Source organism: Ilyobacter polytropus DSM 2926, from assembly GCF_000165505.1.
Taxonomy (GTDB): domain Bacteria; phylum Fusobacteriota; class Fusobacteriia; order Fusobacteriales; family Fusobacteriaceae; genus Ilyobacter; species Ilyobacter polytropus.
On record NC_014633.1, the window covers coordinates 14,634 to 27,890 of the forward strand.

Genomic DNA, 13,257 nt, shown 5'->3' on the forward strand with positions numbered 1-13,257 from the left:
CATTACCACATCACCACTTCGGCACCGTTACCATCAACGGTAGTTTTTAATATTGTATATTTACCATCTTTTTTTATTCCAGCGACTACATTAGTTGGTACTAATATCCAAGGTGCTGGAGTTTCTGATTCATCAGGAATTGTATCTGTATCTGCAAAATGAACCAGTATATTTCCTGAAGCACGTTTGCACTGTACTTTTTCAAAATCGCCATAATCTGATAATTTTACAGGCGTTTTTCCTATGATTGCTCTATGCATGAATTACCTCCCTATTTTTAATAAAGTTTAAAGTTTATACTATTTTTGTTATTTTTACTTGTCCGTATTCTTCTCCACCAGTCCAGGTAGTGCTTGAAACTTCTAACTTAAATTGAGTGCCTTTAGTGTCTGTATCGTGAAACCATCCTACTGAGTGCGTCTGTCTTGTCGAAGCGTTTGTCTGATTATGCCCAGCATATCTGGAAACACCTAAATTTGTATCGTCTGGCTTTCTACCGTACAGATATGTACTCCATGAGGAAACCAAGACACCCTTATCCGTACTCGCTACTGCTTCTATGAAATATCTCCCATCGGGCATTGTAACTACTCCAGAGTCTACAGTTATCCCAATTTTATTATGGAGTATACTCAATAAAGCTACCCCAGTAGTATCACTTGGGTTGTACAAAACAGCACCCGATAAACTTTCTAATTTCTTAGCATTATGCCAAACTGAAAATTCTTCAAAATCACTCGTTGGGTTCGCAACTGCTACAGATCCGGAAGTATTTGTGCAGATATACATTTTCCCAGTAACACTGTCTAATCTCTCGTCTAAGTACTCTGACGAATTATCTTGCATTGTAAATACGTCCGTGGTGCTATTATGCCTATCTATGTTTCTAGATTCCTTTGTAGACTTTCCTTCGGCTACCTCGTTTTCTCCATCCCCAAAATTTTTGTTAAATGCAGAATTTTTAGAAAAAGCATCTTCTTTAGTTGCTAAGTCTTGCACAGTAACATAGACATTTGTTGCATCTATAACTGCACTTATGCTTGAAGCGTTTGAGATATAAGTAACTACATCTTCGACTCTTTCAATAGCCCCTCCACTTTCTGCCGGTATCAGGTCAGGGGAATCGGTTCTACAGTATGCGTACAAAATTTCTGCATCATCTTCTCCTTTTGCGAAGACACCTATTTCTTTAAAATAAGTATCCTCTGTTAGTCCTGAATTAGTGAATGTAGTTCTTATCCTAAAAGCTCCACCTCCTAGATCTTCGGTGCTGACTATGCTAATAATTTTAAAAGAGTTTTTCAAATCAGTAAGTTCTGTTTGTATATCTCCTTCTTCTAAGTCACCTTTACCTACCTCAACCTTACTGAAAGTTATTGTTTCTCCTAAAGCTCCCCTTGCTAAGAGGGCTTTCCCTAAATCCGTTAGGATTGTTCCTGTAAATTTAGCCATCCTATCCTCCTATATAATTCTCAAAATCTTCCGCTACTCCATCAGCTATTTGGATCTCTTCAAAAATAGCTGTATTAATTATTGTTCCAAAGTAGTTTGCTCCTTCCCATTGGGATGATGTCATGACTCCTTCTAGGGTACTTCTTGTATTTTTATTGGCTTCTATAACTTTATAAATTTTTGTAAGTTCATCACTTGTCATACTAGAAGGTGTTACAACTTGGAATTTATAAGGATCTCCCTCGTAGTTAAACCATTCTAGAATCTCCGCATCTTCAAAAATTGTTTTTAAATTAGTCTCCAAAGCATATGGGGTTCCTTTTCTCTTATGACTTTTTGTGCTGGCTTGTATCAATGTTATTTTTTGATCTTTTGTAAGATCATCGACATAATAATCCACACTTTCCTGTATTAATAGCTCGTCTACTTCCCAATCTTCAAGGTCATAGTCATTAAGTCTTGTTGTTAGCTTGACCTTTTCACCTGCTTTATATATTCTACTGAGTTCATCATCTAGCCACGCTGCTATTGCCTGTATTTCTATATTGTCTTGCAGGCAAGATTGCACGAGTTCTATTATATTGATATCTTCTAAAACATTATTCATCTTCAACACCTGCATACACAGCACTTATAGTTTCTGCCACTGCGACTTGTTTACCTGATGTTTCAGAATAAGCAGGCTCCCTTATAACAAGTCTTTTTAGAGCTTTTTCTCCATTAACTTCGATGCTCATTAGATCCCCAGTTAGAGAATCTGGGACCACATCTTTTCCAAGTTTAGACTTATTACTTGCTACCCAATCACTCACAACTGTGTCTACTTCGTTCTGAATTGTTAATGTAGAGGATTCCACAGCTTCATTAATATAATAATCAAAATCTATATTATAAGAAGCTTGAGTACATTTATTTACTTCGACTGTATCAGTAAGAGGCCTCACTGTTTTACTTGACAATCTAGAGAGCGTATCCGCTATAGCGTCATCGCTTGGTATTTCACCATCTTCTGCAAGGATCCATACACCAATAACTCCTTCGGACAATTGTTCAACATATGCATCTGTAATTGTGGGGTGTGCATTTAAAGCATGATATCTATATGCTCCGCTTGGACCTGCTATAGAGTACCCTTCCATGGACTCATTAATGTCTTTCCTATATTCTTCTATATCTTGAACATCTGAACCACCGTCAGATTCTGTGATGTTTGTGACTGATGTTACAAATGGAATAGAATCTATAATAGTATTTATCTGCCCAGATACATATCCGTTTCCAGAACTCCCCTCTTCGGTACATTCGGCATTTACTGTAGCTGTGGTATAATTTATTTCGAAATAGGCTGTTTCTGTTGTCTCAAAAATAGCCTGTCCTCCAGCTGTAACTCTTGACCCCATAGGGATAGGCTGCCTCTCGGATAGATTTCCTTCTCTTTTGTACTGTAGTGTCGTAGATGCTTTTGAAGCTTCCCCTCTATCTACTTCTTTATTTTCTCCGTGAAGCTCAATGGTTGTTTCATCTGCAAATCTGACAAAGTTGTTTGCTCCAGCATAATTTATTTTCTTTCCGTGGGTGTATAGTAGATAAGATAAGACTTTTATTAGGGACCTTCTCTCGTCTCCTTCTCTGAGTGTTATACCTGTCAGATTTTTAAAGGTGTTGACTCCTCTTGTTTCTATTTCTTCTCCTGTCTCATTATAATAATTAATATTACTCATTAATACTTATCACCACCTTTGGAGTTATTTTTCCATCAACATCATATTCAAATTCAATATCTTCTACAGTAACAGGTTCATACTCCTCAAGCATGGTAACAATAGCAGACGAATACTCTCCTTTAACTTGGTCAATAGGTTTGTCAACTAGATCTCTTGATACACCTAAGTACCTACCTAAGATCAATTCACCAAGAACAGTTCCCAAGAGGTTTGAACAATTCTGGATTACTCTATCAGTACCTGTAGCATTTAGATTCATTGTCATTCCGGTTGTTATTTCTGTCATACAGCTTCACCTGTTTCATAATCAATATTTTTAACAGTATTTACTTCAGTTACATTCTTTACTGTAGAGCTTTCAATATAAGTTTCCCTGGAATACTCTAATAAAGAGACACTTACATCTATTTCCCATGGTATTCCTTGCTGATCTATTCTTTTTTCTTCTACTTTCAAACTTTCAATACAGTAACTTCCAAGGTTTCGGCTTCCAATCATAAGAACTTCATTTTCTCCAGATTCTTTTATAGTTCTTAAAATATCGAGCCTTTCCGTAGGATTTATACCTAGTTCTGCTTTAAGCTTCATTGATAAGGATAACTTTTTTAAATCGTTTGCCATAAATTCTATTCTGGGTTTTACATTTATTAAGTTATGAGTTTGTATCCTAGCTCCTTCATCTAGTTTCAAATTTTTGAAAGTGCTGGTTTTGTCATAAGCAGCTTCAAAAATTACATTTCCAAAACTTCCTACCATAGATATCCCTCCTACTCATTCATTGCGGTTGTTGGGCTTGTGTTTTTATTATGAATATGTGCATTAACTGAGCCTTTGCTAGTTTCTACGTCAGGAGCAGATATGTTTTCTCCGGCCCCTATAGTCCCTCCTGTAGTTAACGCTGTGGAACATTCTACTAAGGGAGTCGTGCAAGTTATTTTTGAAGAACTTTCAAATACTATATTGTCTGATTTGAATTTAAGAGTTTTAGTTTCTCTGTTGTATTCTAAAAAATTTTCATCTTCCAAAAGGTATTTTATCCTGTTGTCAGAAGCTGGTGGAGTATCTTTTGCTTGATAATACGAACCTAAAACTATTCCTTTATTATTTGAAAAAGGACTACAAAGACAAACTACTGCTTCGTCAATACAGGGCATATTCCAAAATTTATCTTTAGAGGTCCTTGGGGTCAATACAAGGTATTCTCCAGACTGTATTCCTGTATCTGGGAAAGTAACTCTTACAGTCCCAGTAGAGTAATTAACCTTACTAATTTCTCCGTACCTGACTATTTTTCTCAATATTTTTTCAAGCCATCTAAAATCCATCAGAAATCCAACACCCTTCTTATTTTTATCTTTGTATTATATCCACTACCAGTACTGTGTACTGCTTGAGTAACCAGGTATTTGTAATCATAGATTCCAAATCCACTTGTTTTTATTACTACCCCGGCTACTATATCCACATCTCCCATAAGTGATATTTCACCTTGGACTTCAGCTTTATTTTTTTCTCTGAGTTTAGCCCAACCAACTGCTTCTAGCTGTTTTTCTTTTTCTTCTTTACTACCTGATACTGAATAAGAATCGTTAAGTTTTAAAATTCTATTTGTATTATCTTTGTATCCATCTCGAAACTCTAAAGTTCCTGAAGCTGTCAAAGTTTCTTTCAAGTCCTGGTCAAAATAATTTATTTCAAATCCGTCCCATGTATCAAACTCTTCATCCCCAAAACTATAGGATTTTACTTCTGTCTTTTTTATAGTTTTTATTGCATCTTTGCTCTCATATTCTTCTTCATCAAAAATAACTAATTTTTTATCCAGAACTTTCAATGATTTAGCATAATCTTTTGCAAGCTGGTAAAGAAATGTAGAATCTGTTTCTTCGATCTGTTCTACACGGTTTATATCCTCGTCCTCTTCTGATAAAAATACAAGTGTAAGTTCGTTTTCATCTGAGATCTTTTCACAAACAGCCTTTAAAGTCGTGTTTTCAATAGCTCGATTCTTTTTTACCCTGTTGAAATTGGAAGTCACATCTATGGAAAGAGCACCTATTTTCAAAGTATCTGGTGGTCCTTGAAAATTTCTTTTATCTATAGAAAACTCACCACATTTAAGTGTTGTTTCACCATCTTCTTCTATAACTTTGATGCTAGGTGTTATGCTCTCTCCTTTGAGAGGGGCCCAAGAATTTATCCATTTTTTATCTAAATCAGCTATGGTAAGGCTTATTTCGTCCGCTTTATCCAAGTTGTCTGTGTATGAAAAGCTAGTTATTCCGCTGTTTATTTCATCAGAAATATCAGTGCCTTCAAATAGTACTTCTAATATTACCTTTCTAGTTTTTGCCATTTTTTTACCTCCAAGGCGGGAGAGTATCGGAGGTACTTGTTTCTATCTCAGGAACTTCCAGTTCTATCCCAGCCTGAAAAAATACTACATCAGAATATTTTTCATTTGAATTAATTAGATCATCGTAGAAATCGTAGCTGTCGTACACTTTATTTGAAATAATATCCCAGGTATCTCCCTGGACGGTTGTGTATACATTCATCAGAAAGCCAACCTCCCATTGTTTTTATTCATTGCTTCCCATTCTTTTAGAAGATCCTTATTGGAATCAGATATTTGTTTGTTTATTGCGGCATGATCTGCGCCTTCTGGAATTTTGATAGTCCTTCTATCTTCTAAAACTATGCTGGTGTGCTTTGTGTTTGAAGTAGAGCTACTTTGACTATTATTTACTATGCTTTGTGCGTTTCCAATGGTTTTATCCACACCTTTTAATTCTGAGTTTTTATATTTATCTGGATCAATACTTGCCCAATTAGATTCATCTAGCTCTGCAGTTTTGTCATCATCTTTTTTACCCTTCCAACCAGAAAACCATTTTTTTATCTTGTCAAAATTTTTCCAAAGTAAAAATATGGCACCTGCCACTGCTGCAATGGCTGCGACAATCCAAGTTCCTGGGAAAGCTGCCACTGCTGCATTATAGGCCCACTGTGCAACAGTCAATCCTCCTTGTGCTGCAGAGGCTGTAGCGTAAGCTGCAGACATTGAATTAAACACCCCTATAAGACTTTGAATAAACATACCGGTTTTAAATACTCCGAACATAGTTATTGCAGCACCTGTTAATGAGCTAACCGCATCCCAATTTTCTGATAAAAAACCAGTTAATGCTACTATATCTTCTGCAAAATTTGAAATTGTCGGAGCCAGGTTGGCACCAACTTCTATACTTATACCTTCTAAAGCACTTTTCATACTTCTAAGACTGCCGCCAAGGCCACTCTCATTAATTTTTGCCATTCTCTCTGCACTACCTGAATAATTGTTTAAACTGTTGTCAAGTTTGGATGTAGCCTCCTCTGTGGCTGTCAAAATTGTCAGCATCCCTGCGTAGGCCTGTTTTCCAAAAATAGTCTCAGCCTTCATCGCTTTTTGATCTCCTGTTAACCCTTTAAAAGCATTCTGAAGAAGTTTCATTTTACCCATTGTGTCTGCATTACCAAAGTCGCTTATATCAATTCCTAATTCTTTCAATTGACTGTTGTTTACTTTATTTAGAGAAGTTAATGCACTTCTAAGAGTTGTACCGCTTTGACTTGCCTTTATACCATTATTCGCCATGATCCCTATAAGTCTAGCAGTATCTTTTACTTCTAAACCAAAGGCATTTGCAACTGGTGCAGCATACTTGAATGACTCTCCCATCATACTAACAGAAGTGTTTGCTCCTGTTGCTGTAGCAGCCAAAATATCTGCAAACTCTTCTGTCTTATCTGCAGATAAACCGAATGCAGACATGGAATCAGACACTATATCTGCTACAATACCGAGCTCTTCACCACTTGCAGATGCAAGATTTAATGTCGGTCTCAAGGATTTATTTATCTGTTCCACACTGTAACCTGCCATTGCATAATACTCTTGGGCTTCTGCTACTTGTGTAGCTGAAAAGGCTGTTGTCCTACCTAACTCTTTAGATGATTCAGTCAGAGCCTTATACTGGGCTTCTGTAGCCCCACTAATGGATTTTACCCTTAACATTTGATCTTCAAAATCCATAAAAGTATTTATAGAGGCTGTCAGACCAGCGATAATACCACCGCCTACAGCCATTCCAGCAAAATTTTTAAGGTTCATAATTCCAGTGCTAGTCTGCTTGTTTAAATTTTCCATTTGTCCAACTAGTTTTTTATTTTCTTTGACAAAATTCTTATAACTGGAGTCAACTTGACCACTCAGCTTGAAAATCAAATCATGAACTTTCATTTTTACTCCTTTCGTGGATCTCAGTTAACTCTTCTACAATCTTTGGAACTTCATCCAAATACCTGTCTTCAAAATAATCTATAGAGGTATTTGTAGCCCTGTTTAACATCAGGCTTATTTTCCTGATATCTTCATATTCTGTGGGGATACCTAAGCTCCAACTTCGTGCAAAAAAGTTTGTACAAGGGTCACCACCATTTTGTGGTCTTTCCAGGATAATTTATCAAAACTTGAAAGATTCAAGCCGGTTGCTTTGGCCGCACAGGTAAGACAATATAATTCTGAAAACTGCTTTTTTATGGCTGGAACCACTCCTCTTTTTTGATATGTTCTTTCTATGTCTCTAAGATCTGAACCTTTTATTGAATCAAAATCAAGAAAGATCTCCTCTATTGTTGTATCTTTTAAGACAATTGGATTTTCTAATATGACCATTTTTAAGTCTTCTTTAGCTCCATTGTGGGAAAAGTGCATTAACTCTTTTGAAATTGCATTGGTTATTGCAGAAATGTCTTGAACATTCATGATATCCAAAACCTCAGTTGGGACGTTAGAAGCTTTAGCAGCGACCAATACAAAGTAAAAATCTATAAATTCTATTTTAGAAGTTAATACAAATTCGTTTTGATATGTTAGTTCTTTTTCTATCTCTAAAAAATCTTTTGCCTTTAGATTATTTAAGTCATAATTTAATTCTGTTATATCTCTATCTTCTGAAACTGCATATTTACCAGTTAGTTTAACGATTCCTCTACCTGATACGCCTGTGTTTTTCTCGTTCATTTTAATTTATCATCTCCTTAATAGAATTCAAGCACTTCCAATTAAAGAAGTGCTTGAAATATTAACTCAATCCAAGAGCATTTCGGACTTCTGCTAGAACATCTGTTCCATCTATAATGCACACTTGGTTAAATTTGTCATACTCTATAGCCACTTCACCATCAATAGTTTCCTTATATGAAAGTAAGTTAAACGTTTGCTCTGCATCCTGTTTGGTATTTGGCCCTGTAGTGCCGCTGTTTAGTGATTTGTGTGTCGCTTTTGCTTGAATTTCTATTTTTTGAATCTCGGTTTCTCCAGATTCACTGTTATATATTTGTTTTGCCATATAAATTGTTAAATCTTTTGCTCCAGGTTTCATAAGTCTTCTAGAAGCTATTGAAGGAACAACTCTATGCTTCAATACCAAAGGAAGATTGCTATAACCTCCAACAGAACTTGATTCATAGGACCCATCTATCCCGGCACCTGTTATTTCTTCTGATTGATTTTCAAAGTTAGGAGGAGTAATATCCACGATTCCTCCTAACTCGCTGCTTCCTTCTAAGACTCTTATTTGAAGGATTTTTTCAGGTATGTTCTTCATTTATTCCCTCCCTATTGAAATAAAGTTTCTAAATAGCTGACATCATACTCAACTATATTGTGAATATTTTTAGCAGGAATAGAAACACCTAGATAATGATGGAAAACATATTTTCCTGCCAGTAAATTTATAGTACTATTTTCAGTTTCTAAAAATTCAATTCTTCCTCCGAGAAGTTTTCCCTGACTGGTTAGGGAGTTATATCTCAAGTTATAACTATTTACTATATTTTTAATTAGTGTAAGGTTTCCAGGATCATCAACATTGTCCCTTAGATTTAACACAAGTGAATTTTCTTCATTTATAAAAACCGATTTTACATTTATAAAATAATCTTTTACATCTGTACTATCGGGTTTGCAGGCTGTGTAGTTTCCGAAGCTTTTTAACCCTCCACCGAAACTTAATCCTGTTGTAACTCCATTGTCTTCGAGATACTTGCACTTGGTCTCATTCAACGTAACCTCTGTTCCGTCTTTCAAACATAACTTATCTAATTTTAAAGACTTATTGGATGGGGACTCGTAAGCAAAGTTATCATTGTCCCTGTTTACAGTCATCGAAAGACAAGCTTGGTGTAATGCCAAGTGCATTATTTTGTCTCCTAGTCCTCCCATAGGCCATGCAAGAATTTGTTTGTCAGATGTTAAGTTTTTAGAAGTTCTTTCTGCAGGAACGTCTGAGTATTTTTTTATTGAGTCTGTATCAATATCCACCATTGAAATCCCCTGGAAATTTCCATTGTAAAGTTGCATCTTGGTGTCTGATATCGCTGCGACTTCACTATCAGAGCTGAATTCTGTCCAGAGTTTATTTACAACGAGATTATATTTAGAATAGACATCTTCTAGACACTCAAGCCCGCTGTTGTCTCCATCTGTATCAGTACCGCCTATGATATCATCCTGGGTAATTGCAGATGGGTCCAGTTTATCGTATTCTATGTGCGGAGTTCCATCTATTGCCCCCCCATCAACTGCAACGACTTGAAGATATCCGTCTGAGTCGTAAGCCAAGGTATAGTCTGTATCCAATTCATAAGTTGTGTCACCTGCTGAGTTTTTTACTACTACACTCGATTTTATTATTCCATATACCTCTTCTGCCCAAAGATCTGTGTCTAAGGTTTTCAGTTCTTTCAAAGCTACGCTTTTTTTATGTGTTGATTCTTCCAGTACATTTACAAAAATTACAGGAGAAACTCCGTACAAATCAAAAGCTGTATATGCTGCTTCACATAAACTATAACTGAACAGCCCGTTATTGTCGTCTGTGTCATCCACATAACCAAAAGCTTCTGTAAATTCAGATTTTGAATAACATAAAATAGGTTTATTAACATTTTTTTCAGTCGCATAAACAGTCGGAGCACTTCCTATTACCAGTAAGACATCCGAGCCACTCGTTACGGTCTGGACGGTCGTTGCCGCTTCTTCGCTAGAAATTCCTCTATCTAACACTATTTTTCACTCTCCTTTTTGTACTCTTCAAGAGCTTTATTTATTTTGTGATTATAGATGCTCTTTCCGTCAGCTATTTTACTTCTAGATTTTGCAAACTCTGCTGTACTTATAAAAAGTGATAAAAAACTAGGGTTTTTATCTAAAAAAGTTTCAATAACAGATAAAAATTTACCATCTTTTTTGATATATGTTTTATTTTTAGTCAAAACAGTCCCTTTTATATTTGGGCCGATATATACTAACCTTTCTTTAGCCATTATTTAACAACCTCCCACGGGTTTACGCTATAGCTTGGAACTTCAAGCTTTACAATTGTTCTTGATAAAAATATTGGGAACAGATGCTGTTCATCAGGTGTCTCAATGGAAATATCTTTCCATTGAATCCTTAAATCTTCCTGTACAGTTTTTTTTATGATTTCATTGATGTTTATGAGTTCGGCCATTCCCTCTTCAACTTCATCTGATGAAATAAAAACTCTTAATGATATTTCTAATTCTCTATAAGTATCCTTATCATTAGTTTCATGATCAAAAGGAGCAGAAATGCATATATAAGGAGGTTTGAATTTTTCTTCATTATCAAGAGGAGGTACAAACCTATGAAAGTTCATTTTTGACCTTTCTTCTCCGTCTTCTGACTCTCCGTCATTGAAATAATTATTTTCTAATTTTTCTCCCAATAATTTTTCAAAATATATGATGTGATCCAGTGGTGTTCTCAGACTTAATTTATCAGATGTCATTTATCCAGTAACCTCCTTACCTCATGATCAAACCTTTTATCAAACATTGTCTGAGCCGATTTGTTTGCTGCTTCTTTCACTTCAGAGTTATTTGCCATTTCTGGTACAGATGGTCCATATAGCTGTCGTATAGGAAGTCTTGAGCTATTGACCCTTTCAAATACGCCAAAATGTGTTGATACTTCTCCTCCTTTGGATCTAGCTGCAACATTGCTGGTAAAGGCTCTTTTGAAAGTTTTTACTCTGCCCCCTTTTTTTACAGATATTTTCACCTTTTTCCCTTTTCTTGACAGAACCTTATAAGAACTTAAGGGAAGTAAATAGCCTTTTACTCTTATACCTGAATTCATGCTTGAAGAATTAGCTTTTATTACACTGACATCTTTTTTTACAGTTTTAGCTTTCACATAATATCTTTTCCTTATTTCTTTACTAAGAGTTGTTTTAGCAGTAGAATTTGCTCTATTTAATGACCTGTAAAGAGATTTTACAACTCCTTTACTGACACCTTTCAACATATAATCTGCTACTCTTATACTCATGGGGTCTATTGTAATCATTAAGCACCTCTTGTAAGAGTTATATGGTACATCCCACTTTCTTCTTCAAAAGCTGTTATAAGATAAAGTTTGTGGTCTATGTAGATCTTTTGATTTTCTGAAATTTCCTCCTGTAAATCTGAAATTTTTACACTCATTAGATACTCTTTCAGATAAACAACACCGTCTTCATCTTTTAATTTTTCTGTATTGTCTGTCCAAATAACTTTTATAGTTTTATATTCATCTTTTGATCTGAATTTTATATCCTTATTTTCTGAAAACTCTTCGGTATTTAAAAATACATTGTAGATATCTGCATCGACCATTTCTGCAAAGTTCATAGAAATCACTACTCTGATTTTTTGTCTTGATTTAATTCTTCAAGTAGAACTTTATTTTCAGCTTCTAAAGATGATATTTTTTCGGTCAAAGCTTTATTTTCTTGTTCTATTTTTTTTAAATTAGTATCAAGAGCTTTATTTAATTGCTCTAAATCTTTATCATCTTTTTTTTCTGTTATCGATTTTATAGTCCCTGTAGTTTTTAAAAACTGAAAATCTTTGGCAGAGATCCCTTTTACAGGGACCTCTTCTCCAATTTTGTAACCTTTTTTATTTAGTTTACAGTTTCTGTCAAATATATACTTTCCCATAATCCCTCCTAGCTAGTTACAACCCAAGAGAAGTATCCTGCCATATCTCCTGGCTCAAATACAGGTCTTGTTTCTGTAGTCACATGTGCAGTTTTACCGTTTTCAGCTACCTTCAAGTCAGAATATCTTGCTGTAAATTTCAAAGGGCTATCTTTATCTTTTAAATTAATAATAGGAGCATAGAGAATACTTCTGTCAATAGGCCCTCCTACCATGGCATTGTCTGCTAATATTTTTACATTAGAACCATCTGGAGCAGTAACACTTCTGTTGTAAGAGTAAATGTCTACACCAGAATAATTTATAGTTCCTAGATATTTGAATCCTGGAGCTAATTTTTTAGGGTCAATTTCCCCTAACTTGATTCTTCTATTATCAAGTAAAGCCTGAGCTTTTGTGTTATTTATAAAATCGTTTGCTGCATTTTGTCCCAGTACAATTACCTCAACTTTTTCCCCGGATTCTTCTGCTGTATTTATAGCCGTTTCAATATCGGCTACAGGATCCGACGTTGAGGTGTTCCAAAGATCTTCTCCTGTAAGAGTAACCTTATTTGACATGGCATAGTCATATTCCCACTGAGATTCTCCATCAAGTGAATTGATTTTTCCAGTCTGGAGAAACTGTCCAACCATATATTCAATTTTATTTTTAACTTCTGCCTCTTCTTGTCCTAGGAGTTTAGCTTGTTTTCTCTGCAAAGCTCCTGCAGCTCCTGTTTCAACTGCTTCTCCAGCCTCTCTTTTAAATAAAGTTTCTGCTGAGATAACTTTTCTAGATTCTACATACGGTGGATTTTCTATTATTTTTGTGGATTGTCCATTTTCTGTCTGGGCTTTCCCTCCTACTATCGGTGAAACAAATACTGCCATTGATTTACCCATGTTTTTTAGGTCTAAAACGACCTGTTCTGTGTAAACTATTTCATCATTCGGGAAAAACATCTTTGTTAGAGCGTCTCTTTGGATTTCTCCCCTTCTTCTAATCTCTCTAATCGTCTTTTTGTGTGTAATTGTATTTGACAT

General features: G+C 35.5%; 20 protein-coding genes. All 20 read right to left on the bottom strand.

The genetic code is table 11. From position 1 onward, the window contains the following. Nucleotides 1–2: 2 nt before the first annotated feature. Nucleotides 3–260, bottom strand: coding sequence for a hypothetical protein (locus ILYOP_RS09860; RefSeq protein ID WP_013388361.1), 258 nt, complete (start codon nt 258–260; stop codon nt 3–5). Between the two features lie 34 nt (nt 261–294). Next, nucleotides 295–1,452: a hypothetical protein gene (locus ILYOP_RS09865; protein ID WP_013388362.1), complete on the bottom strand. Its 1,158-nt coding sequence runs from the start codon at nt 1,450–1,452 to the stop codon at nt 295–297. Between the two features lies 1 nt (nt 1,453). Next, complete coding sequence (locus tag ILYOP_RS09870) at nt 1,454–2,059, bottom strand: phage tail protein (protein WP_013388363.1); 606 nt, start codon at nt 2,057–2,059, stop codon at nt 1,454–1,456. Then, nucleotides 2,052–3,173 (bottom strand): baseplate J/gp47 family protein, encoded by a 1,122-nt coding sequence (locus ILYOP_RS09875; RefSeq protein ID WP_013388364.1) that lies wholly within the window; start codon nt 3,171–3,173, stop codon nt 2,052–2,054. Before ILYOP_RS09875 ends, ILYOP_RS09870 begins: the two co-directional genes overlap by 8 nt. After that, nucleotides 3,166–3,462 carry a hypothetical protein gene (locus ILYOP_RS09880; protein ID WP_013388365.1) on the bottom strand — a complete coding sequence of 99 codons (297 nt, stop codon included), beginning with the start codon at nt 3,460–3,462 and terminating at the stop codon, nt 3,166–3,168. The genes ILYOP_RS09875 and ILYOP_RS09880 overlap by 8 nt, the downstream gene beginning before the upstream one ends. Next, complete coding sequence (locus ILYOP_RS09885; protein WP_013388366.1) at nt 3,459–3,932, bottom strand: phage tail protein; 474 nt, start codon at nt 3,930–3,932, stop codon at nt 3,459–3,461. The genes ILYOP_RS09880 and ILYOP_RS09885 overlap by 4 nt, the downstream gene beginning before the upstream one ends. Before the next feature lie 11 nt (nt 3,933–3,943). Next, entirely contained in the window at nt 3,944–4,501 is a 558-nt protein-coding gene (locus tag ILYOP_RS09890; protein WP_013388367.1) for a phage baseplate assembly protein V, read from the bottom strand. Then, the gene (locus ILYOP_RS09895; protein WP_013388368.1) at nt 4,501–5,532 is read right to left on the bottom strand and encodes a phage late control D family protein; all 1,032 of its coding nucleotides are present in this window, start codon (nt 5,530–5,532) and stop codon (nt 4,501–4,503) included. Before ILYOP_RS09895 ends, ILYOP_RS09890 begins: the two co-directional genes overlap by 1 nt. 4 nt (nt 5,533–5,536) lie before the next feature. Further along, nucleotides 5,537–5,734: a tail protein X gene (locus tag ILYOP_RS09900; RefSeq protein WP_013388369.1), complete on the bottom strand. Its 198-nt coding sequence runs from the start codon at nt 5,732–5,734 to the stop codon at nt 5,537–5,539. Beyond that, a complete protein-coding gene (locus ILYOP_RS15230; protein ID WP_013388370.1) occupies nt 5,734–7,461 on the bottom strand; it encodes a phage tail tape measure protein in 1,728 nt (575 codons plus the stop codon). The genes ILYOP_RS09900 and ILYOP_RS15230 overlap by 1 nt, the downstream gene beginning before the upstream one ends. Continuing rightward, nucleotides 7,448–7,570 carry a hypothetical protein gene (locus ILYOP_RS16145; RefSeq protein ID WP_013388371.1) on the bottom strand — a complete coding sequence of 41 codons (123 nt, stop codon included), beginning with the start codon at nt 7,568–7,570 and terminating at the stop codon, nt 7,448–7,450. The genes ILYOP_RS15230 and ILYOP_RS16145 overlap by 14 nt, the downstream gene beginning before the upstream one ends. A gap of 41 nt (nt 7,571–7,611) precedes the next feature. Further along, entirely contained in the window at nt 7,612–8,244 is a 633-nt protein-coding gene (locus ILYOP_RS09910) for a hypothetical protein (RefSeq protein ID WP_013388372.1), read from the bottom strand. A gap of 61 nt (nt 8,245–8,305) precedes the next feature. Further along, on the bottom strand, nt 8,306–8,830 hold the full coding sequence (locus ILYOP_RS09915) for a phage major tail tube protein (RefSeq protein ID WP_013388373.1): 525 nt from the start codon (nt 8,828–8,830) through the stop codon (nt 8,306–8,308). An 11-nt stretch (nt 8,831–8,841) separates the two neighbouring features. Beyond that, a complete protein-coding gene (locus tag ILYOP_RS09920) occupies nt 8,842–10,290 on the bottom strand; it encodes a phage tail sheath family protein (protein ID WP_013388374.1) in 1,449 nt (482 codons plus the stop codon). Then, nucleotides 10,290–10,550 (bottom strand): hypothetical protein, encoded by a 261-nt coding sequence (locus ILYOP_RS09925; RefSeq protein WP_013388375.1) that lies wholly within the window; start codon nt 10,548–10,550, stop codon nt 10,290–10,292. The genes ILYOP_RS09920 and ILYOP_RS09925 overlap by 1 nt, the downstream gene beginning before the upstream one ends. Next, a complete protein-coding gene (locus ILYOP_RS09930) occupies nt 10,550–11,038 on the bottom strand; it encodes a hypothetical protein (protein ID WP_013388376.1) in 489 nt (162 codons plus the stop codon). The genes ILYOP_RS09925 and ILYOP_RS09930 overlap by 1 nt, the downstream gene beginning before the upstream one ends. Then, nucleotides 11,035–11,598, bottom strand: coding sequence for a phage tail protein (locus ILYOP_RS09935; protein ID WP_013388377.1), 564 nt, complete (start codon nt 11,596–11,598; stop codon nt 11,035–11,037). The genes ILYOP_RS09930 and ILYOP_RS09935 overlap by 4 nt, the downstream gene beginning before the upstream one ends. Further along, entirely contained in the window at nt 11,598–11,921 is a 324-nt protein-coding gene (locus ILYOP_RS09940) for a hypothetical protein (protein WP_013388378.1), read from the bottom strand. The genes ILYOP_RS09935 and ILYOP_RS09940 overlap by 1 nt, the downstream gene beginning before the upstream one ends. A gap of 8 nt (nt 11,922–11,929) precedes the next feature. Beyond that, nucleotides 11,930–12,232 carry a hypothetical protein gene (locus tag ILYOP_RS09945; RefSeq protein WP_013388379.1) on the bottom strand — a complete coding sequence of 101 codons (303 nt, stop codon included), beginning with the start codon at nt 12,230–12,232 and terminating at the stop codon, nt 11,930–11,932. 8 nt (nt 12,233–12,240) lie between these two features. Next, entirely contained in the window at nt 12,241–13,257 is a 1,017-nt protein-coding gene (locus tag ILYOP_RS09950; RefSeq protein ID WP_013388380.1) for a major capsid protein, read from the bottom strand.

Bases quoted from the DNA above. Each gene is read 5' to 3' on its own strand.
- ILYOP_RS09860 (WP_013388361.1), bottom strand. From the start codon at position 260: ATGCATAGAGCAATCATAGGAAAAACGCCTGTAAAATTATCAGATTAT.
- ILYOP_RS09865 (WP_013388362.1), bottom strand. From the start codon at position 1,452: ATGGCTAAATTTACAGGAACAATCCTAACGGATTTAGGGAAAGCCCTC.
- ILYOP_RS09870 (WP_013388363.1), bottom strand. From the start codon at position 2,059: ATGAATAATGTTTTAGAAGATATCAATATAATAGAACTCGTGCAATCT.
- ILYOP_RS09875 (WP_013388364.1), bottom strand. From the start codon at position 3,173: ATGAGTAATATTAATTATTATAATGAGACAGGAGAAGAAATAGAAACA.
- ILYOP_RS09880 (WP_013388365.1), bottom strand. From the start codon at position 3,462: ATGACAGAAATAACAACCGGAATGACAATGAATCTAAATGCTACAGGT.
- ILYOP_RS09885 (WP_013388366.1), bottom strand. From the start codon at position 3,932: ATGGTAGGAAGTTTTGGAAATGTAATTTTTGAAGCTGCTTATGACAAA.
- ILYOP_RS09890 (WP_013388367.1), bottom strand. From the start codon at position 4,501: ATGGATTTTAGATGGCTTGAAAAAATATTGAGAAAAATAGTCAGGTAC.
- ILYOP_RS09895 (WP_013388368.1), bottom strand. From the start codon at position 5,532: ATGGCAAAAACTAGAAAGGTAATATTAGAAGTACTATTTGAAGGCACT.
- ILYOP_RS09900 (WP_013388369.1), bottom strand. From the start codon at position 5,734: ATGAATGTATACACAACCGTCCAGGGAGATACCTGGGATATTATTTCA.
- ILYOP_RS15230 (WP_013388370.1), bottom strand. From the start codon at position 7,461: ATGAAAGTTCATGATTTGATTTTCAAGCTGAGTGGTCAAGTTGACTCC.
- ILYOP_RS16145 (WP_013388371.1), bottom strand. From the start codon at position 7,570: ATGTTAAACAGGGCTACAAATACCTCTATAGATTATTTTGAAGACAGG.
- ILYOP_RS09910 (WP_013388372.1), bottom strand. From the start codon at position 8,244: ATGAACGAGAAAAACACAGGCGTATCAGGTAGAGGAATCGTTAAACTA.
- ILYOP_RS09915 (WP_013388373.1), bottom strand. From the start codon at position 8,830: ATGAAGAACATACCTGAAAAAATCCTTCAAATAAGAGTCTTAGAAGGA.
- ILYOP_RS09925 (WP_013388375.1), bottom strand. From the start codon at position 10,550: ATGGCTAAAGAAAGGTTAGTATATATCGGCCCAAATATAAAAGGGACT.
- ILYOP_RS09930 (WP_013388376.1), bottom strand. From the start codon at position 11,038: ATGACATCTGATAAATTAAGTCTGAGAACACCACTGGATCACATCATA.
- ILYOP_RS09935 (WP_013388377.1), bottom strand. From the start codon at position 11,598: ATGATTACAATAGACCCCATGAGTATAAGAGTAGCAGATTATATGTTG.
- ILYOP_RS09940 (WP_013388378.1), bottom strand. From the start codon at position 11,921: ATGAACTTTGCAGAAATGGTCGATGCAGATATCTACAATGTATTTTTA.
- ILYOP_RS09945 (WP_013388379.1), bottom strand. From the start codon at position 12,232: ATGGGAAAGTATATATTTGACAGAAACTGTAAACTAAATAAAAAAGGT.
- ILYOP_RS09950 (WP_013388380.1), bottom strand. From the start codon at position 13,257: ATGTCAAATACAATTACACACAAAAAGACGATTAGAGAGATTAGAAGA.